15 protein-coding genes are annotated in these 21,593 nt (G+C 40.3%); 9 read left to right on the top strand and 6 right to left on the bottom strand.

The window, feature by feature from the left end; all coding sequences use genetic code 11:
- Window positions 1-181: 181 nt before the first annotated feature.
- The 3 genes from spt to ACXZ1K_RS11175 are packed head-to-tail and all read left to right on the top strand — an operon-like array spanning window position 182 to window position 3,497.
- On the top strand, window positions 182-1,390 hold the full coding sequence (spt, locus tag ACXZ1K_RS11185; RefSeq protein ID WP_458969747.1) for a serine palmitoyltransferase: 1,209 nt from the start codon (window positions 182-184) through the stop codon (window positions 1,388-1,390).
- Complete coding sequence (locus ACXZ1K_RS11180; RefSeq protein WP_458969746.1) at window positions 1,390-2,508, top strand: hypothetical protein; 1,119 nt, start codon at window positions 1,390-1,392, stop codon at window positions 2,506-2,508. Before spt ends, ACXZ1K_RS11180 begins: the two co-directional genes overlap by 1 nt.
- Window positions 2,505-3,497 (top strand): NAD-dependent epimerase/dehydratase family protein, encoded by a 993-nt coding sequence (locus tag ACXZ1K_RS11175; protein ID WP_458969745.1) that lies wholly within the window; start codon window positions 2,505-2,507, stop codon window positions 3,495-3,497. The genes ACXZ1K_RS11180 and ACXZ1K_RS11175 overlap by 4 nt, the downstream gene beginning before the upstream one ends.
- Here the strand turns inward: ACXZ1K_RS11175 and ACXZ1K_RS11170 are convergent.
- Window positions 3,492-4,520, bottom strand: coding sequence for a S66 peptidase family protein (locus tag ACXZ1K_RS11170; protein WP_458969744.1), 1,029 nt, complete (start codon window positions 4,518-4,520; stop codon window positions 3,492-3,494). The two genes, ACXZ1K_RS11175 and ACXZ1K_RS11170, sit on opposite strands and share 6 nt — an antisense overlap.
- A 174-nt stretch (window positions 4,521-4,694) precedes the next feature.
- Between ACXZ1K_RS11170 and ACXZ1K_RS11165 the strand changes: the two genes are divergently transcribed.
- From ACXZ1K_RS11165 to ACXZ1K_RS11155, 3 genes are read left to right on the top strand one after another with little or no spacing between them, the layout of a single operon-like run.
- Window positions 4,695-5,720 carry a DUF6807 domain-containing protein gene (locus ACXZ1K_RS11165; RefSeq protein WP_458969743.1) on the top strand — a complete coding sequence of 342 codons (1,026 nt, stop codon included), beginning with the start codon at window positions 4,695-4,697 and terminating at the stop codon, window positions 5,718-5,720.
- 23 nt (window positions 5,721-5,743) lie between these two features.
- Window positions 5,744-7,105: a 3-keto-disaccharide hydrolase gene (locus tag ACXZ1K_RS11160; protein WP_458969742.1), complete on the top strand. Its 1,362-nt coding sequence runs from the start codon at window positions 5,744-5,746 to the stop codon at window positions 7,103-7,105.
- Between the two features lie 4 nt (window positions 7,106-7,109).
- Window positions 7,110-8,468 (top strand): Gfo/Idh/MocA family protein, encoded by a 1,359-nt coding sequence (locus tag ACXZ1K_RS11155; RefSeq protein WP_458969741.1) that lies wholly within the window; start codon window positions 7,110-7,112, stop codon window positions 8,466-8,468.
- Between the two features lie 75 nt (window positions 8,469-8,543).
- Here ACXZ1K_RS11155 and ACXZ1K_RS11150 read toward each other — a convergent pair whose 3' ends face one another.
- The 3 genes from ACXZ1K_RS11150 to ACXZ1K_RS11140 form a co-directional block, all read right to left on the bottom strand.
- The gene (locus tag ACXZ1K_RS11150; RefSeq protein ID WP_458969740.1) at window positions 8,544-10,229 is read right to left on the bottom strand and encodes a sodium:solute symporter family transporter; all 1,686 of its coding nucleotides are present in this window, start codon (window positions 10,227-10,229) and stop codon (window positions 8,544-8,546) included.
- 117 nt (window positions 10,230-10,346) lie between these two features.
- Window positions 10,347-12,320 (bottom strand): hypothetical protein, encoded by a 1,974-nt coding sequence (locus tag ACXZ1K_RS11145; protein ID WP_458969739.1) that lies wholly within the window; start codon window positions 12,318-12,320, stop codon window positions 10,347-10,349.
- A gap of 13 nt (window positions 12,321-12,333) precedes the next feature.
- On the bottom strand, window positions 12,334-13,767 hold the full coding sequence (locus ACXZ1K_RS11140; RefSeq protein ID WP_458969738.1) for a 3-keto-disaccharide hydrolase: 1,434 nt from the start codon (window positions 13,765-13,767) through the stop codon (window positions 12,334-12,336).
- 156 nt (window positions 13,768-13,923) lie between these two features.
- Between ACXZ1K_RS11140 and ACXZ1K_RS11135 the strand changes: the two genes are divergently transcribed.
- Complete coding sequence (locus tag ACXZ1K_RS11135) at window positions 13,924-15,714, top strand: PQQ-dependent sugar dehydrogenase (protein WP_458969737.1); 1,791 nt, start codon at window positions 13,924-13,926, stop codon at window positions 15,712-15,714.
- Here ACXZ1K_RS11135 and ACXZ1K_RS11130 read toward each other — a convergent pair whose 3' ends face one another.
- Window positions 15,715-16,458, bottom strand: coding sequence for a hypothetical protein (locus ACXZ1K_RS11130; RefSeq protein WP_458969736.1), 744 nt, complete (start codon window positions 16,456-16,458; stop codon window positions 15,715-15,717). It lies immediately after the preceding gene.
- 72 nt (window positions 16,459-16,530) lie between these two features.
- Between ACXZ1K_RS11130 and ACXZ1K_RS11125 the strand changes: the two genes are divergently transcribed.
- Together ACXZ1K_RS11125 and ACXZ1K_RS11120 are read left to right on the top strand one after the other, a co-directional pair.
- A complete protein-coding gene (locus ACXZ1K_RS11125; protein ID WP_458969735.1) occupies window positions 16,531-18,735 on the top strand; it encodes a bifunctional alpha,alpha-trehalose-phosphate synthase (UDP-forming)/trehalose-phosphatase in 2,205 nt (734 codons plus the stop codon).
- A gap of 2 nt (window positions 18,736-18,737) precedes the next feature.
- Window positions 18,738-20,522 carry a glycoside hydrolase family 15 protein gene (locus tag ACXZ1K_RS11120; protein ID WP_458969734.1) on the top strand — a complete coding sequence of 595 codons (1,785 nt, stop codon included), beginning with the start codon at window positions 18,738-18,740 and terminating at the stop codon, window positions 20,520-20,522.
- On the opposite strand, the gene ACXZ1K_RS11115 is transcribed toward ACXZ1K_RS11120, so the two are convergent.
- Complete coding sequence (locus ACXZ1K_RS11115; RefSeq protein WP_458969733.1) at window positions 20,509-21,537, bottom strand: FecR family protein; 1,029 nt, start codon at window positions 21,535-21,537, stop codon at window positions 20,509-20,511. The genes ACXZ1K_RS11120 and ACXZ1K_RS11115 overlap by 14 nt on opposite strands.
- Window positions 21,538-21,593: the final 56 nt, after the last annotated feature.

Raw genomic sequence — 21,593 nt, 5'->3', positions numbered from 1 at the left:
TTGGTCACCTTTATGTTTTGTTTTCTCTATTTATGATCTTAGATTTGGGAAGTTTATTTATTGGCATAAATGTTGACTTTTAACTGAATGTAAAAAAGGTGTTATTAAACAGAGCAAATGATCCCTTAATGATAAATCGAACATCAAACAATCTGCTTTGTAATCTAATTATAGTACTAGCATGCATAAAAAATTACACGATAGGATAGCCGCTTTTAAAGACGCTAATGCAATCAAGGAAAAGGGACTTTATCCATATTTCCGCGCAATAGAATCTGGACAAGATACGGAGGTGATAATAGACGGGAAGAAAGTTTTAATGTTCGGATCTAACTCCTATCTTGGATTAACAAATCACCCTCAAATTAAGGAAGCAGCTAAGCAAGCAATAGACAAGTACGGTACAGGATGCGCTGGCTCGAGGTTTTTAAATGGAACTTTAGATATACATATTGAACTGGAACGCAGATTAGCAGCGTACGTTGGTAAAGAAGCCGCGGTGCTATTCAGCACTGGATTTCAGGTTAACCTGGGCGTCATCTCTTGCCTATTGGACCGTAATGATTATTTGATCTTGGATGAGTATGATCATGCTTCTATTATAGATGGCAGCAGATTATCCTTTTCCCGCTCCATAAAGTATGCCCACAATGACATGGACGATCTGCGTAAGAAATTAAGCAGACTGCCAGAGGATGCCGCGAAACTTATTGTAGCTGATGGAATATTCAGCATGGAGGGCGATCTGGTTAACCTCCCTGAAATTGTTAAAATTGCTGATGAATTCGGCGCTAATATCATGATGGACGATGCACATAGTTTAGGTGTTATCGGATTTAACGGCTCAGGTACTGCATCGCATTTCGGTCTTACTGATAAGGTTGACCTTATTATGGGAACTTTCAGTAAGTCATTAGCATCACTTGGCGGTTTTATTGCAGGAACCGAGGAGACAATTGAATTTGTTAAACACAGGGCAAGGTCATTAATGTTTAGTGCCAGTATGCCGCCGGCAGCAGTTGCGAGTGTCATCGCTGCTTTGGATATTATTGAATCAGAACCTGAGCGTATTGACCAGCTTTGGGCTAATACCAACTATGCGAAGAAACTTTTACTTGAGGCTGGCTTCGATATAGGACACACGGATAGTCCAATTATTCCAGTATACATCAGGGACAACGACAAAACTTTCTTAATCACCAATATTCTTAGCAATAATGGAATTTTTGTTAATCCGGTTGTATCCCCTGCAGTGCCGTCAGATTCATCACTGATTAGGTTCTCTTTGATGGCAACTCATACCTTCAAACAAATTGAAGAGGCGGTAGAAAAACTATCTGCAGCTGCAAAACAAGTACAGGTTCACTTCACATCGCAAGTAAGCATTTAATGAAAAAGGTAGTTGCAGTAAGCACTAAAAAAGAATTAGCCACGTTTATCGATTTCCCACATGACCTGTACAAGGGTGATCCAAATTATGTACCAGAACTCTTTATTGCTCAGAGAGATTTATTAACTACCCATCCTTTCCATAAGCACTCTTCCCTACAGTGCTTCCTGCTTTTTGATGGAGACAAAGTGATCGGCCGAATTGCTGCAATTTTAAATAACAGCCATAATGAATTAAACCACACTAGTGATGGTTTCTTTGGTTTCTTCGATTGCATTAACGATCAGGACGCAGCCAACCTTTTAGTTGAAACTGCTGCAAAATGGTTGAAAGAGAAAGGGGTTAAAAATAAACTTATTGGCCCTGTTAACTTTTCAACTAATGAAAGTTGTGGGTTGTTAATTGAAGGATTTGATTCTCCACCTGTTGTAATGATGCCTTATAACTCTGAATATTACATCAGTTTGCTGGAAGGTGCTGGTTTAGCTAAGCAAGTAGACCTGATAGCCTGGAGATTTACTGGTGATGATTATGATGACCGATCTGTAAAATTACTGGACCGACTTGAGGAGCGGTTGAAACGTGCAGATATCACAATTAGAAAAATCAATCTAAAGAAATTTAAAGAAGAAGCTGCCAGCCTCCGCGAGGTTTATAATAAGGCATGGGATAAGAATACAGGATTTGTTCCATTAAACGACGAAGAATTTGATTATCAGGCAAAAGATTTAAAACTAGTACTGGATCAGGATTTCTGCTTGGTTGCCGAGCAACATGGTAAACTGGTAGGTTTTGGAGCTGCAATCCCAGACATGAATCAAATTCAAATTAAGATTAAAAAAGGCCGCTTATTACCCACAGGTATATTTAAATTGCTTTTTGGAAAGAAAAACGTTACGGGCATCAGGATTTTATTATTAGGTGTTATTGATGGTTATCGAAAAATGGGAATTGAGGCCTGTATTTATGCCAGAATTATTAAAGCTTACCGTGAAAAAGGTTTGAAATACGCTGAAGCTGGCTGGACCCTGGAACACAATGACATGGTAAACAACGCGATTAAAGCCATAAAAGGCGATCCATATAAGAAATACCGTATTTACGAAAAAGCGATATGAGTAATAGGGTACTGATAACCGGTGCCACTGGATTTGTAGGTTTTCATTTGATAGAACATTGCTTGCAAGCTGGATACGAAGTATATGCGGCCATTCGCTCGAATAGTGATACTAGTCATCTTAAAGATTATCAGATTAATTATTTGGAGTTGGATTATGCCGATCCAACTTCACTTAGCAGTCAATTAGGCGCTAAAAGATTAGATTATATCATTCATGCCGCAGGAAGCACTAAAGCTAGAACAGAAGCGGATTACAATTTAGTAAATGCCGAGTACACCCGCAACCTCGCAATAGCGGTTAATAACTTAAGTTATCCTATTAAAAAATTTGTATTTGTTAGTAGTCTGGCTGCCATAGGGCCGCTCCATGATATAGATTCAGAAATTCAGGACAATTCCATACCCCATCCTGTAACCAATTATGGCAAAAGTAAAATACTTGCAGAGAAATATCTATCAGAAATTAAAGGTCTGCCAATAATCACCATTCGCCCTACTGCAGTTTATGGACCCAGAGAAAAAGATTTGTTTATTTTATTCAAGACGATCAAAAATGGAATTGAACCCTACATCGGTAAATTTAACCAACAGCTTAGTTTTATTTATGTAAAGGACTTAGCCAAGGTAATCGTTGGAGCGCTGGAAAGCAACGTTCAACCGGGAAATGCTTATAATATCTCTGACGGTAAGGCATACGACCGGTATGCTCTGGCACTTTTCATTAAGAAAGCCATGGCTAAAAAAACATTGATTTTTCACTTGCCGTTGCTGGTTGTTTCCTCTCTTGCTTCTTTTTTGGACATGGTTTATTCCAATAGTAAAAAAACGCCTACATTGAATAAAGAAAAGATGGCGGAACTAACGGCAATTAACTGGGTCTGCAGTATTCAGGAAGCGAAGAAAGACCTAGGCTTCTCACCAGTATATGACCTGGAAAGTGGTTTGGCTGAAACGGTATCCTGGTACAAGAAAAATAACTGGTTATAAAATAGACGTTATAGAACTTCCTGAACTGTCTACATTCAATATATGTGGTGTACCAGATTTTATCGCATAGTTGTTGACTTGGTGCCCAACAGGAAAATCAAAGCATACCGGGTAATTAAATTCTTTTACTTTTTCCGACACCAACTCGTAAACTGTTTTGCCAAATTCATTACCCGGTGTTTCTAACTTTATTTTGAACCCTCCTATAATTAACCCCTTCAACCTGTCAAGCTTTCCGCTTCGCTTGATATTCCAAAGCATTCTATCGATACTATAAAGCTCCTCTTGTGTATCCTCGAGAAAAAGAATCTTACCTGAGGTATCAAGATCTGAATCCGTTCCGCTGGCTGTTTCTATCATACTTAAATTACCGCCTACAACTACACCTTGTATGTTGCCGTAACGATTATATGGGGAAGGTGCTGCTACATATTTTACAGGGTCGCCACTCAAAACCTGCCTGATCGACAATATGGTCTCAATCTGCATCGGAGTTGCCAGGTTCCAGTCAGCTGGAAAACTATTGCACATCTTCGAATGGATACTTGCTATGCCAAATTTGCTATTAATATGAGTATGGAGTAAAGTAATGTCACTAAAACCAATGACCCATTTAGGATGCTTCCTAAAAAACTTAAAGTTTATGCTGTCAATCATCCTCACTACCCCGTATCCGCCTCTTGCACACATAATAGCTTTTATTGAGGTATCATCTAACATTTCCTGAAAATCCGCACGTCTCACCTCATCTGTTCCTCCTAAAGAAAAATCCTTTTGTCCTACCGACTTGCCTATAACAACTTTAAAACCCCATTCCTGGATTAATTTCACTGATGGCTGTATTTCTTCGATCGCTATATAGCTAGCCGGACTACAAATACCAATCGCATCGCCAGGCTTTAGATAAGGAGGAATTTTTACGCCTCTAAATCCGCGATCAGCGCTATAGATACTGCTACCCAATACTGGAGAAGCCGACAGTGTTGCAACGCCTACGAGTGAGAAAAAATCTTTACGATTCATAAATACAAATTGAAAGACAATATAGGGCTTATTGATAATAACCAATATATTCACGCGCAATCGTTTTCGTAATTTTTCAATTGTAAAAGGTATTTAATGGACATATTCTTGGATTAGAAGGCTATATTTAAACATACTTTTGGCAAGCACCCGGAAGTGGCTCAACCAAATATTATGAGAAATTTCATCCTTTTCACCTGCTGCTGTCTCAGTTTTAGCTTAAATGCTCAAACCAAAAAAGTTGATATTGTTAAAAGCACAAATGAAAATAAGGTAGATGTAAATATTGATGGCAGACCTTTTACCAGTCTAATCTATCCGGAAAACATGGAAAAGCCAATTCTATATCCCATCAATGCAGCAAATGGTGCCATTGTCACTCGTGGGTTCCCATTAAAAAGCAGGGATGGTGAAAGAACCGACCATCCGCATCATGTTGGTTATTGGCTTAATTATGAGAGCGTAAACGGGTTAGATTTCTGGAACAATTCTTACGCTATCCCAGCAGAAAGAAAATCAAAATATGGTTGGATAAGAAATGTTAAGGTAACCGATACCAAAAGTGGCGCAAAAAGCGGACAGATACGCTACACTGCCAATTGGGAGAACCAGAAAAAAAACATCCTTTTAAAGGAAAACACAACATTCATTTTTAGCGGCACTACTGATACGAGAACTATTGATCGGACAACAACACTTACGGCACAAAATGACACAGTATTCTTCAAGGATATTAAAGACGGGATGCTTGGGCTTCGGGTAACCAAGGAACTCGAGTTCGCATCAGATAAAATAGAAGAATTTACCGACAGCCATGGCAACATTACAAAAATTCCTGCTTCTGGCAATGGTGCGAGTGGAGACTATTTAACCAGTGAGGGAAAAACAGGCACAGCAGTTTGGGCTACTCGCGGTATTTGGTGTATGTTAACGGGAATTAAAGAAGGTAAACCCCTTTCTGTAGCAATTATTGATCATCCAAAAAATCCTGGTTATCCTACATATTGGCATGCCCGTGAATATGGGCTCTTTGCGGCTAATCCGCTAGGCCAGGAAATTTTTAGCAATGGCAAAGAGAAACTCAACTTAACACTGAACCCTGGGCAATCAGTTACATTTAGATACCGGATGATCATTACGTCGAATGAGAAAGTTAAAGCTGAAACACTTGACAAGCAAGCTCAGGAGTTCGGAAAATAAATAGAATACATAACAACATAGAAATGAAATCAAGAAGAATATTAGTTTTTGCCGTGTTGGCATTTTTATCCTCCCCTTTTTCACTCTTTGCGCAGAGCGGAAAGTGGCAAAATTTGTTTAATGGAAAGGATCTCACAGGCTGGAAGCAGCTCAATGGTAAAGCGAAATACACCATAGAAAAGGGAGAGATCGTTGGCTCTACTGTTAGCAATGAGCCAAACTCATTTTTGGCAACTGAAAAAAATTATGGCGATTTTATTCTCGAACTAGAGTTATTGGTAGACAATTCCATGAATTCTGGCATACAGATCAGGAGTGAAAGTACTCCAGAATACCAAAACGGCCGAGTCCATGGATATCAGGTAGAGGTTGATCCTTCTGACAGAAAATGGAGCGGAGGGATTTATGATGAGGCGAGAAGAGGCTGGCTTTACCCGCTTGGCATAAACCCTATTGGGCAAGCGGCCTTTAAAAAGGATTCCTGGAACAAATATCGAATCGAGTGCATAGGCAATTCCATCAGGACATGGATAAATGGTATCCCAACAGCCAACCTAATTGATGCAGCAACTCAATCTGGCTTCATTGCGTTGCAAGTTCACGCCATTGGAAAAAATGATACTCCAGGAAAACAAATTCGCTGGCGCAATATCCGCATCCAAACCAGTGGCCTAAAGCCTTCCAAGCCTGATGATATTTTTGTAGTTAATATGGTGCCCAACACTTTGTCTCCACTAGAGAAAAAAGAAGGCTTTTCTTTACTATGGGATGGAAAAACAACCAATGGCTGGATTGGTGCTTATAAAGACAAGTTTCCTGAAAAAGGCTGGAATATTCAAAATGGAGAGTTAAGCGTAGATAAGTCTACCGGGGCAGAATCTACCAATGGTGGAGATATCGTAACAGTAAAAGAATATGGTGCGTTCGAGCTGAAATTCGACTTCAAATTAACTGAAGGCGCAAACAGTGGGGTAAAGTATTTTGTCACCCTTTCTGAAGGTAACAAAGGCTCAGCAATCGGAATGGAATATCAAATTCTTGATGATGCGCGCCATCCTGATGCCAAGCTTGGTAAAAATGGTAACCGAACATTGGGTTCACTGTATGACTTAATTGCCAGTAAGAAAAACGTAGGGGCAGATCGTCCAATTGGCGAATGGAACCGAGGCTTCATAAGAGTTTATAAAGACAATCGTATAGAATACTGGTTAAATGGTATTAAAGTAACGGAATTTACACGAGGAACACCAGAGTTCTATGAGTTAGTGGCGGGGAGTAAGTATAAGGACTGGAAAGGCTTTGGTATGGCGCCTAAAGGACACATCCTTTTGCAGGATCACGGAGATAGAGTTTCATTTAGAAGTATCAAAATAAAAGAATTATAAGATCATGGAAGAATCCAGAAGAAAATTTCTCAAACAGTCGGTTATTGCCACTGCAGGCACCTACTTGGGCACAATGGGTTGGAGTGCAAAAAGCTACAGCAACATTATTGGTGCTAACGACAGAGTAAGGGTCGGAATAGTTGGCTTTTCCGACAGATTTAAAGACGCTTTGTTACCAAGTTTCCTAAACCATAACAAAGAATTAAATTTTGATATGGTAGCGGTGTCTGATCTTTGGAATTACCGCAGAGGATTGGGCGTAGATCATTTGAAATCTAAAATGGGTCACGACATTAAGGCCTGCAGAAATAATGATGAATTGTACAGCACCAAAGATATTGACGCTGTCATCATCAGCTCTCCTGATTTTGCGCATGCATCACATGCCGCAGAAGCCGTTAATAACAAATGTGACGTCTATTGTGAAAAGCCATTTGCAGAAACCATGGAAGATGCTCGCGCGACTTTAAAGGCAGTTCGTTCAGGCAAACAAATTCTCCAGATTGGATCGCAGCGAAGGAGCGGCGAAAATTACAAAGCTGCTTCCAAATTTATTAAGGATGGTAAATTTGGAAATATAACTATGGTAGAACTGAGTTGGAACGTAAACCAGCCAGGACGCTGGCGCCGATCAGAGATGGTTGCCAGATTGAAACAGGAAGATACCGATTGGAAGCGCTTTTTACTAAACAGGCCATTCGAAGAGTTCGATCCACGTAAATATTTAGAATTCCGCTTGTTCTGGCCATTTTCATCCGGAATGCCTGGTCAATGGATGTCGCATCAAATTGATACAGTTCACTGGTTTACAGACCTAAAGCATCCAAGAAGCGTAGTTGCAAATGGAGGAATCTATCAATGGAAGGATGGTCGCCGTAATTGGGACACCACAACAGCAGTATTTGATTATGGAAAGGAAAATGACCCAAGTAACGGTTTCCAGGTGGTATTTACCTCAAGAATGCACAATGGCGATGAAAATCCTACAGAAATCTATTACGCCAATGGTGGAGAATTAAATCTCAATACCAATACGGTTTCGCCCAGAGGCGGGCTAACAGCGGGTGCTGCAAAAGCAATGAATATGCAACCAAACTTGCTTCCTGAGTTAAAATTAACGGATATGATGGAAAAGGTAGTTGCCTCTGCAAATACCGGTGGTGATAAACTTACTTCAGCCCACATGAGGAACTGGATGGAATGTGTGCGTAGCAGACAACAGCCTAATGCACCAGTTGAAGCTGGTTACTACCATTCCATTGCAAACATTATGGCGAATGCTGCTGCAAGAACCGGTCAGAAAGCAACGTTTGATAAAGCAAAACAAGAAGTGATGGTAGGCGGAAAAGTATTTAAATACTAACCTTAACGACCAGCGATTACAAAAAAGGGTCGGATGACAAAATCATCCGGCCCATTTGGTTTACGATATAATTTGCTACCAGAATGCAGAATAAAGTGCGACAATCATCGCAACAATAATTAACGATCCAACTGCAAAAGAAGTTGAAACCTTAAACATACTGGAGTCAACTTCCAATCCATTCGTTTTAATACCCTTCTTGTTCTCATAGATACTGATGAAGTACATGCCGATGATACACACAACAAATACAATAACCATTCTATCCATGAACGGAATTTCGAAAACTCCTTTAGCATTCGCAATCGCCCATCCGAATTCGTTGAGAGAAGAAAGATCAACCCATCCTGGTAAAAATTTAAGTATAACAGAAACGATAAACCCACCGACAGTAGCAAATAGCGCTGCATTTGATGTCGTCTTTTTCCAGAAGAAACCTAAGATGAACATGGCAAATATACCCGGAGATACAAAACCTGTATACTCTTGAATATATTGGAACCCTTGTTTGCCCTCACCCATCAGCGCATCACCTACGATAAGCGAAAGTACTACGGCAAGTAACATGGCTACTACTACAGTAACTTTCCCAACATTTACCAGGTTATTTTCACTAGCTGCTGGTTTAAATGCTTTTTTGTAAATGTCTAAAGTGAAAATGGTAGCAATACTGTTTGCTTTTCCTGCAAGTGAGGCAACTATAGCTGCAGTAAGGGCTGCAAACGACAATCCTTTCAAACCAATTGGCAACAAGCCTAATAATGCAGGATATGCTTTATTAGGATCCTGAACACCAGATGATGTTAGCAAGTCGGCACCGCTTATGCCAGGAATTTTTTCTTTAATGATATAGTAAACTGCAATTCCGGGAATAACTACAATTACAGGCATTAACATTTTAAGAAACGCTGCAAATAGCAGGCCCGCACGCGCAGTTGGCAGTGAAGCACCGAGCGCCCTTTGTGTGATGTACTGATTACATCCCCAGTAACTAAGGTTGGCAATCCACATACCCCCGATTAAGACGCTCAAACCTGGTAAGTCCATGTAGTTCGGGTTATCCTTTTTGAAGATCAGATGGAAATGTTCAGAAGCGCCATTGGTTAATATAGAAAAGCCTTTAACTATACCTCCGTTATTAGATATCAAGTTGAGCGCGATGTAGGTAGCCACCAAGCCTCCTAATACTAAAAAGAACACCTGTATAACATCTGTGTAACCAATAACTTTCATACCGCCAAGGGTAATCAGAATCGCGAAAACCGCTAACCCAAGTATGCACATGGTAATTGGTAAATCAGAAATTCCACTAATTGCCAATGCGCCTAAATATAAAATGGACATCAAGTTTACTACAATATATAGCATCAGCCAAAAAACAGCCATAATCATGGCTACTTTCTCATTATACCGCTGACTCAGGAATTGAGGCATGGTAAAAATCTTATTTTTAAGATAAACCGGCATAAAGAATACCGCCACAATGATTAGCGTAGCTGCTGCCATCCATTCATAAGCTGAAATAGCCAGACCCAGTTTAAAACCAGAACCGCTCATTCCAATCATTTGTTCTGCAGAAATATTTGATGCAATTAGTGAGGCCCCAATTGCCCACCATGTTAAAGATCCTTCCGCAAGGAAATAATCTTTAGAATCGCTAATTGCAGATTTCTTTTTGTAATAGATCCAAAATCCATACGAGGAAACGATTATAAAGTATATGAAAAATACAATGTAATCGTAGGTTTGAAGTTTATTCATCGTCTATATTGGTTGTTTGATTATGTGAGGGGGCCAAAATAAAATATTTATTTGGTATAACCATCAATTGTTAATGATTATACCAAATAAATATCGTTTAAACTAAACCAGAAAGGTTTATTTGCTTAGTGAATTAATCCAGGCAGCAATTTTTAATCCGTCAGCCTTAGTTACCTGAGGCATTGGGGGCATCTCAGTTGAATAGCCTGGCCAGTTTTGTGGCTGTGGATTGTGTATTAAAGAAAGGATTTTTTCTGCAGTGTATTTGCGCTTTGCAACATCCGCGAAAGCTGGTCCAATCTGTCTTTTTGAAGGGTTATGGCAAGCAACACAAGTATATGTTGTTAACAATCCCTTAACTTGCGCATAAGTAGGTGCAGCTGTTGTAGCAGTCTCTGGGCTTTTTAGTTCAGGCGCATTTTTAGATGGCGACAATACTTTACCCTTTAACGTAGTTTTAGCTGGTGAACTTGGTACTGTAGAAGCAGTTTTGTCACTTCCAGAATTTTTAGTACTCAATTCACTCATCGAAAGCTTATCTCCATTAGGAATGCTATTTAACGTGTAGTAAGCAATTGGGTGAAGTAATGAAGTTCCATTATTCTTCTCCTTTACACCTTCAATAGTAATGGTGTGGATATAATATTGACGAAGGTTGTCTACAACTAAACGTGCTCTTAAACCATCAGCAGATACCTTAACACCTTTGATCTTTAAAGTCTCTTTATTGATTGGAGGCGAACCATATACTGGGTGATATTTATACAGGTAGCTTTCTACATTGTACGATGCAATATCATTTGCTGTCTTGGCATCAACCGGACTGGTAAATTCAACCTCAAATCCATCAGGCATCGCTCTAACCGCCTTCATTTCGAATATTGATTTGCTTGGATTGTAAACTAAACGTTCTAAACCCTCGTTCGCATCTCCTGCTGAACCCCATCCACGATTCGTTTCTCCTACAAGTAATGAATTATCTGTACCCCATGCCAGTCTCAATACACCGGAACGGAATCCACTTCTAAACATAAACGAAGCACCTTGCTCAACTCCATTAACCGTTTCAAAGAAAATACGTGAAATGATACTCATTCCCTGGTCTCCTACCAGAATTTGTCCTTCAAATGGACCAAATGCACCAGCAGGAATTTTAACAGGCTCTGAAGTAGAAATACCCAAAATACCATAAGGAAGCCAAACAGAAGGCAATCTTAATTCAGGAAAATCCTTTTTCATTTCCCACAGCATTTTGAATTTTTCGTCTACCCGATTTTCAGGTTTTATAGCCCTTCCTTCAGCAGTAACTTCTCTTCTTTCGTCAATTTTAGAACGGAAATACTCTTCAGTTAGTTTCACTGGAGAATCTGATCTTCCAGTCCACCTTAAACCTGCTGGGTGACCAATAAAATCACCTTTATTAACTTTCCAGATTGCTCCAGAACCCACCCAGTCTCCCTGGTTATCAGTATAATAAAACTGACCATCAATCATTCCTGGTCCAGCTGGAGAACGCATACCAGTAGCCCAAGGCTGCATTTTACCGTCTTCAGTGATGTTCATTGCCCATCCGCGCATCGGCACGCGACTTTCGCCTCGGTACCACATCTCATCACCAAATGCAACGTTACCAGTTACAAAGAAAGATCCATCTGGAGCAATCTTTGGCCCAAAGCTATATTCGTGGTAGTGTCCACTTAAAGGCCAGGCATATACTGTTTCATATACATCTGCCTTACCATCCATATTGGTATCAACCAACTTCGTTAACTCACCTCGCTGTGCACAATATAGAGCACCGTCCTTATAAGCTAAACCTAATATCTCATGTAATCCACTTGCAAATTTACGGAAGTACGGTCTTGAACTTGTTGGATTTTGTACGATGTAAACATCTCCTCTCCTGGTAGATATACCAAGATCTCCATTAGGTAAAGTAACTAACCCGCCAACTTCAAGGATTACTCCTTCTGGTGTCCTTACCTTATTTATTTTGAAGTAATCTTCTTCTTTTGGCGTTTCCTGCGCAAACCCCGTTGTAAAACTAAAGCTTAAAGCCAGCATTGCCAGCATTTTAAAAGTATATTTCATTATCTAAACCTTCTTAAAATAAAATAGAATAATTTAACTTCCCACGAACAAGAACAACTAAATCCTTCTTGCCATCTACATCCCTAATCACAGGTTTGTCTTTGATGTCGTCAAATTTCACGTAATAAGACTGTCCATCAACCAAATAAACTCCTTTAGAAAGGTCTTGAATATCTGAAGCACCGCTAACAACTAATGCATAAACATTGTCAACCGGAGTAGTCAAAGTAATCTCTCTATTTAACCCTTGCCCATTATTTAATACTTTAATCGCATCAGTTACTTTTGTACCATACATATTATAAGTAAACGTCGGACGGTCGTCTGCATCTACCATATAACCTTTGGTTCTAAATCCAGTGCCGGTTGTATCTGCAACCCAGGCAGCTTTAGCATCAGCTAATTTTGCCAAGGCTGGAACTGGTTTTTTAGTAAAAGTAGTCACACTTCCGCGAGGCCTTGAAGTACCGTTACCTCTACCGTCCCACATTGGTGTTGCATCTACAAACTCTCCATGCCATGCCTGAAACAAATAGCCATTGTCTAAATCATAGCTATAGTTCACTTGTGTCGGACTGCTTACTGAAATTGCGTGAACAACCTTAGGACCACCCTGGATATCCACAAAACTGCGAATATTTGGCGTAGTGGCAGGGTCTATATAAATAGGATTTGTACCATTTTCACGTTGTCTGTTTACTGCGTCAGCTGGAAGTTTAGAAAACTTGATGTTTCTAAACGCTACAGCACCGTGGTCACCTTGTAAACGCAATGGGCCTAGTGGTTTTTCAAAACCAGCAGATCCTCTTGTAGAACCAAATAACTCAATATTGTCGTGAATTAGCACACCGTTTAATTCGATTGCGATAATTCTTGCATTTGCGGTCTTTTTCATAGAGCCATCAAACTTTGCTGCTTGAAATGCAATTTTGATGTGTTGCCATAAACCAGGTGCTTTACTTGCATTTTGACGTGGAGCGTGTCCTTCGTAACCTTGTTTTCCCTCTCCTCTTGCGTCATCCCATCTCGCATAGATTGCGCCATTGTTTGCTGCTGTCGGACTAAGCATACCCCAAGAATCTTCTAATTGAATCTCGTAGTTTCCCTGTAAGTAGATACCGGAGTTAGCGCCTTTGGCCATCAGGTAATCTAATTCAAGAACAATATCACCATGTTCACCTAAGGTAAAAATGTCTGATCCTGCAATTTTCTTAGTAGGCTGGTTAACCAATACCCCTGTTCCTTTAATAACATTTAAAACGTTTACCTCATTCAAGTTTGCGGTAACGCCTCCAGCTACAGACCAGGTCTGTCCGGGATTTTTAAATGCAGATAGATCTTTAAGATCAATACCTGACTGATCGGCAAGCTGCTGACCAGATACAAGCGCAGTTCCTAACAACCAGACAAAAGCCGTTGTTCCGAACTTTAAGTAATTAAGTTTCATACTGTGTTTTATGGATTAAAAATTTAAAAGTAACAATTTCATATATATTAAAAGAATTGCAAAATAATGATTTTGTTACAATAACCAATATAGGTGAAAATCTTGAAGATATCTTTCTATATTTAATCCTTGAAACCAACACACATTAGACTTTAAATGAAAGCACCATTAAAACTCCTGTTGTCGGGCGTTGCCCTAACTTCACTTTTCGCGTTTACAGAATTCAGAAATCCTGTAAATAGCGCAAAAACAAACAAACTAGCCATTGATACTCCTGACCAGAACCGATTCGTTAAGGTTACCCTTTCAAAGGGGCAGTTTACGGAGCCAACAGAAATTGCAGTACTCCCAAACAAAGACGTACTGATTTCTCAGCGCAGAGGCGAATTTCTGATCTACAAGAACGCCACTAAAACAGTAAAAGATGCGGGTAAGCTAGATGTTTACTTTAAAACCAGTGTTAAAGACGTTAATGCAGAGGAAGGCCTGCTTGGCTTAGCTGTAGATCCTAACTTTGCTACCAACAAGTTTGTGTATGCATTTTACAGCCCAGTTGGTAAATCTGTAAACCGACTTTCCCGTTTCAAACTGGTTGATGATAAAATTTCTTTGGCATCAGAAAAAACGATCCTGGAATTCTATTCTCAAAGAGAAATTTGCTGCCATACCGGTGGTTCTATCGCTTTTGGTCCAGGCAACTTGTTATATGTATCAGCTGGCGACAACTCTACACCATTTGATGCGCCAAACCAAAAATTCGTAAACAAGGGATTCGCCCCGCTTGATAACCGTACCGATCTTCATCAGTACGACGCAAGACGCTCGGCTGGAAACACCAACGACCTAAGAGGTAAAATCCTTAGGATAAAGATGAACGCAGATGGATCGTACAGCATTCCTGATGGAAACTTGTTCAGCAAGAACGATCCGAAAGCTAAACCTGAGATATTTGTAATGGGTAACAGAAACCCTTACAGAATCTCTGTCGACCAAAAGACAGGTTTTCTTTATTGGGGTGAAGTTGGCCCGGATGCTCAAAATGATGATCCGGAACGCGGCCCAAGAGGTTATGACGAAGTTAACCAAGCCCGCAAAGCTGGTTATTTCGGATGGCCGTTGTTCATCGGGAATAACTATCCTTACCGTGCCTACGATTACAATACGGGAACAAGCGGAGATGCTTTTGATCCTAAAGCACCTATCAACAATTCTCCAAATAATACAGGATTAACTCAACTGCCACCTGCGCAGCCTGCGTTTATCTGGTATCCTTATGCAAAATCTCCTGACTTCCCTGAAGTTGGTGAAGGTGGTCGTACAGCCATGGCAGGTCCGGTTTACTATGCAAAACCTGGCGTTCCTTCTTATCCTGCTTATTACAACGGCAAACTTCTTATTTATGAGTGGGTTCGTGGTTGGGTTAAAGCTGTTACAATGGCACCAAACGGTGACTACAAGAGTATGGAGCCATTTATGGCAAACATAGACCTGGCTGCTCCAATTGATATGGAACTGGGTCCAGATAATAAACTATACATCCTTGAATATGGTAAGGGCTGGTTTGCCAAAAACCCAGACGCTGCCTTGATCAGGATTGATTATAACAACAGTGCAACAGTGGCAAAAGCGGCAGCTCCGAAAGCAGCGGAAGCTACCACGATGGGCCATCAGACCGGGCCGGCTAACGTAGCAGCTGCGGCAGCTGCATTAATCGCAAAATCTGATTGCGCGGTATGTCACAAAACTTCTACTGCATCTATCGGCCCTGCTTTTGTAAAAGTATCAGCTAAGTACAAAAATGATCCTAAAGCAATGGCGTATTTAACTAATAAAATTGCCAAAGGTGGCGCAGGTGTTTGGGGCGAAGTTCCAATGCCTCCTCACACTTCAATGAAAGAAGCAGATTTACAAACAATCGTTAAGTGGATCTTAACGTTGAGTAAATAATTATTTTTTACCCCCTAAATTTACAACTGCTCCAATTGTAAATAAAGAATTTCCAGCACTTATGAACTTCCGGCTATTTAGCCCGAAGTTCCCGCTGGAGGTATATTGAAGCTGCACTTGGTTGTTCAACTTCATACGGGTAAAAAATACAGGTTCTAAAAACAAGTTTCCTTCTCTAGCCTGCCCTATCCCATTACGCAGAAACGTTTTCATATCTACCTGACTAATCCTAATAGCAGTTCCATAACTTATTGGAAATTTCTTACCAAACAGGTTGAGGTTATCTGATAACCTTGAACTATAATTAACCTGTATAAACGTTTTTTTGCAGGTGACTTCCTGTAAATCTATACCAGTAAGTACGTCATTCTTGTCATAACTGTAAAAGGAACGGTCCGTACTTCCACCGCCATACCCGGCGTAAACTTCAATAATACGATTATCGTCCGGGCCGAAAGTGTTGAAGTAACCTCCTCCCACTTCTATAAGCTTTTGCTTAAAATCCTTCCGCCTGCTGTGGTTATTGATATATGATCCGCTACCGATGATTCCAAAATGGCTCGATGCAGCATATGCTCCGTTTAAACTTAGGTTCCCATTATAAGCCACATGCAATCCGCCGCTAAATTCTCCTTGCTGACTAAGCATAGGGGTGTTAGGCACATTAGGCATATAAATGGATGAGCAGGAACTAAAAAAAATAGTGACTAAAATGGTAGCAAAAACGTAGGAAATAGGCTTCATATTAAGGGCTCTGTTTCGCCAAATTTAAAAGAAATTAAACAATTTGGGCGGTATGCCGTTGTTTTAAGTGATATGATAGCTGATAATAAAACTATAATAGTATCAAATCGCCTCCCCGTAAAGATTACCGAACACAATGGTGAATACATTTTAAGACCTAGTGAAGGAGGGCTGGCAACAGGTTTGGGATCCGTATACAAACAAGGAAACAATGTTTGGATTGGCTGGCCCGGAATTGAAATACCTGAGGAAAGGCAAGAAGAAGTAAGACATCAACTGGCTTCCCTAAACCTAATCCCAGTATTTTTAACCAATGAAGAAATAAACCTGTATTACGAAGGATTTTCCAATGAAATTTTATGGCCAATATTTCATTACGTATCTACGTATGCTAATGTAGATCAAACATACTGGGACAGTTACAAGTCAGCAAATCAAAAATTTAGTCAGGAAATCATCTATCATTTGAATGACGGAGATACTGTTTGGATCCATGATTATCAGCTACTGTTGCTCCCCTGTTATGTCCGGTCTGTAAAGCCTCAGGTTACTATTGGCTTTTTCCAACACATCCCTTTCCCATCCTACGAAATATTCAGGCTTATTCCCTGGCGGGAAGAACTAATTGAAGGAATTCTCGGAGCAGATCTTCTTGGGTTCCATACATTCGATGATGTTAGGCATTTTCTAAGTGCGGCATCAAGACTCTCGGCGGCCAAACCAGTCGACAATGTAATTATCCATAAAAATAGGCAAATTGTTGTGGAAGCCTTTCCTATGGGCATCGATAGTGAAAAGTTTGAAAATCTAACTAAAAAATTTAAAGTAGCCAGGCATGTAGTCGCATTTAGAGACGCCCACAAAAATCAAAAAGTAATTTTATCCATAGACAGGCTTGATTATTCCAAAGGAATACTTCAACGCCTGCAGGCATTAGAACTCTTACTTCAGACATATCCGGAATATGTTGAGAAAATTGAACTTTTCATGATCGTGGTTCCATCCAGGGATACTGTCCCAAAATACAAAGAACTTAGGGACAACATCGATCAAATGGTTGGAAACATCAATTCTAGGTTCCGCACGATGAACTGGGTTCCTATACACTATTTCTACCGTTCATTTTCTGTAGAATTTTTATCAGCACTTTACTCCATTTCAGATATCTGCCTGGTTACACCCATGAGAGATGGCATGAATTTAGTCAGCAAAGAATATGTAGCGTCACGGGCTAAAAACGACGGAGTCTTGATATTGAGTGAAATGGCGGGGGCATCAAAGGAGCTAAATGACGCACTTATTGTAAATCCCAATAATGTTGGCGACATCACACGTGCAATTGTTGCCGCCATCAATATGCCCCTTGAAGAACAACAAATCCGCATGTCGAGCATGCGTTACATCGTAAACAAATTCAACATCAACCTTTGGGTTAAAAATTTTATGGACAAACTAGCAGAGGTTAAACAAATGCAACAATCGCTCTTAACAAAACACGCAGCACAATCTATACGTGCAACAATTGCTTTTGATTACGCACAGGCAAAACAACGTTTTATTTTTCTGGATTACGATGGTACCCTCGTTGGTTTTAATGCTGATATTAACAAGGCCATGCCAGATGACGCGCTTTATCAAATATTAAATGACCTCACTGCAGATCCTGCAAACCGGGTAATATTGATTAGCGGCCGTAATTACATCACGCTGGAAAAATGGTTTGGCCACCTGAAACTGGATATGATCGCAGAGCATGGAGCCTGGCAAAAACACCTGGGTGAAGAATGGAGATCCTTACCCCTGCTCACAGATAAATGGAAACAGGAGGTTCGTACTGTGCTTGACACTTACACTGATCGTACTCCGGGCTCATTTATAGAAGAAAAAAGCTTTTCGTTGGTTTGGCATTATCGTAAAGTAGAGAAAGGGTTAGGCGAATTGCGGGCGAATGAAATTTCCAATCATATGCGGATGTTCATTGCAGATAAAGGACTGCAAATGATGGAAGGGAATAAAGTTATAGAGTTCAAGAATATCGAAGTTAACAAAGGAAAAGCAGCGCAAAACTGGCTGCATCAAAATAATCCCGATTTTATTATTGCCCTGGGTGATGACCACACAGACGAAGACATTTTTAAAGCGTTGCCAGATAGCGCCTATACCATAAAGGTAGGAAGTAACATATCCGCAGCCAAGTATTATTTAAAAGATTATAAGGAAGTCCGCGACTTGCTAAGAAGCTTTACCATTTACTCAGAACCAGCTATAAAATATTAGTTATGCAAGAAAGACATACCTACCAAACCGGCATCATCGGAAATTGTGCTTACCTGGCACACATCAATAAAAACACAAATGTAGACTGGTTGTGCTGGCCGCGTTTTGATAGCACCTTCGTTTTCGGTGGCCTTCTTGATCGGGATAAAGGTGGAGAATATTCGGTTAAACCTGCGGGTGAATTCAGCTCTACACAATTTTATCTTGAAAACACCAACGTCATTTGCACAGAAATTACAAACGCTGAAGGCAAATATCGGGTTACCGACTTTGCTCCCCGGTTTTTCCAATATGAACGTTACTTTAAACCCCTGATGCTGATCAGGAAAATAGAACCTTTGGAAGGTAATCCTCGTGTGAGGGTTATTTGCAAGCCGGTTGCAGATTATGGTAGCATTAAACAAGAAAAACACCGTGGCAGCAACCATATTGAGTTTACAGGCGCGGATGAAGATATGCAGCTCAGTACAAATATTTCTTTGAGTTATATTGAAGATGAAAAGTACTTCGCGTTAAATGAAACCAAATACCTCATCCTAACCTATGGGCACAAGCTTGATGCACCGATCAGCAGTACCGCTGATCGTTTTCTTACAGAAACCATCAAGTATTGGAGACGGTGGATCAAGCATTCCAACATTGCCGGATTCTATCAACATATCGTGATCAGGTCTTCTCTTGTGCTAAAAATTCATCAGTATGAAGATACCGGTGCCATTATAGCTGCGAGTACCACTAGTCTACCGGAATCACCCGGAAGCACACGCAACTGGGATTACCGCTATTGCTGGATGCGAGACACCTATTACGTCATCACCGCTCTAAATCACATTGGTCATTTCGAGGAGATGGAAAAATACTTTGGTTACGTCACAGACATTTCCTTCCGGGATGACGAGCGTTACCAGCCATTATTTGGTATAGCGGGAGAGCGCATACTTACAGAAAGTATTTTGGAAAACATTAGTGGCTATTTAGGCAATCAACCCGTTCGGATTGGTAATCAGGCTTATGAACATATTCAGAACGATATTTATGGCCAGGTGCTGGTTTCTATGCTTCCGCTCTATACAGACCACCGTTTTATCTTTCGCGAAAGACAGGATTCAACACAATGGCTGGATTATCTGCTTGGCAAGATAGAACGTACTATTGATGAGAAAGATGCGGGTATTTGGGAATTTAGAAATCTCGCCCACATCCATTGCTATACCAACCTTTTCCAGTGGGCCGGAGCCAATGCGGCCTTGAAGATGGCCAAAACAATAGGAAACAGCGCATTTGAAGAAAGAGCCAGCATATTGGTAAAGAAAGCTGCTCAGCATATTGAAGATTGTTATGATCCTGAAAGAAAAGTTTACAACCATGCAGTTGGAAGCGCCCATCTCGACGCGAGCACCCTACAATTAATACTAATGAACTATCTTGATCCAAACTCACAGAAAGCTAAAGACCATCTGATTGCACTGGAGAAGGAACTAAAGGCAGAAAATGGCTTGTTCTATCGTTATAAGCATACCGATGATTTTGGAAAGCCAAAAACTACTTTTCTAATCTGCGCATTTTGGTATGTTGAAGCACTTGCCTGTGTTGGTCGTTTAGATGATGCAATTAAAGAATTCGAATCAATCATCAAATATGCAAATCACCTCATGTTGTTTAGCGAGGATGTTGATGAAGTTGATGGCAGTCAATGGGGCAATTTCCCTCAGGCTTACAGTCACGTTGGTTTGATGAATGCCGCTCACCGCATCGCAATAAAGTTGGACCGACCTATTTTCTTGTAATCGGCTTTTCAGTAATGATGATTTGGTTTTTCCTGGCTGCAACGGTCAGGTTAGGATATAATGCAGCTAAGATTTCCCGAAGTTCAGCTAAACTGGCATTTTTTGATATTGATCCCGAGATATTGCCTGCATTCACATTTTCCGGATAACTTACTTCAATATCATACCACCTGGCTATTTTACGCATAACCTGGTCAAGTGGCTCTTTGTCAAACGAAATATCGTTCTTTTGACCATTAATATTCTCATTAACGTTCTCTATTTGTTTAATCCTGATAGCAAAGTTTGATACCAAACTTTGCTGACCAGGTGAGAGAACAATATCGGGTTTATTGGCTCGCTTGACTTTAACGATGCCATTATATAATGACGTTTTAACTTCAGAGTCCTCAGGATAGCTTTCTACAAGAAATTCTGTTCCAACCACTTCAATGTTCTGTAGTTTGGTTTTGACGATGAAAGGTCTTTTGGGATTTTTAGTAACAACAAAGTAGGCTTCGCCGATCAGGGAAACGGTTCGATAATCTGACTTATCAAACCCGGGGGAATATGAAAGCGTTGAAACGGCGTTTAGCCAAACTTTGGTGCCATCCGGCAATGTAATGTCCTTATCCATACCCTTAGAAGTAGTTATTGTAATGTTCTTTACAATAGCACTGTCTAATAGATCGCTGTTTCGGCTGGATAGGTAGAAAAAGGTCGCCACCGTCATCAATGCAACTGCAGCAGCGATAGCATAAAATAACGGCCTATAGTTTTTTGAATTTTTTAAATTAGTATTGATCCGATCTTGAACCTTTCGCAAAGCTTCAGGCATATTGAAAGATTGTAACACAGCCAGATCTTGCTGTTTAATCTTATCATCTTTAAGCCTGTTATAAATTGATTGGTTTGCTGGAGATTGTTTCAGCCAGTTATCAAGAAAGCCCTGCTCTTCTGCATTCAGCTCCGCCCTTAAATCGAGTGCCAACAAGGCGCTTATCTTAAAGGATGAAATGATTTTTTGTTCGGGCATTGTTTTCGTTTATAATATAAAAACCGTTGCCCTACCAAAATCTCTATGCCAAATGA

The sequence above is a fragment of the Pedobacter jaeyakensis genome (assembly GCF_054461315.1).
Note: the sequence above shows the minus strand (reverse complement) of the source record. Positions and strands in the feature narration are given on the sequence as shown.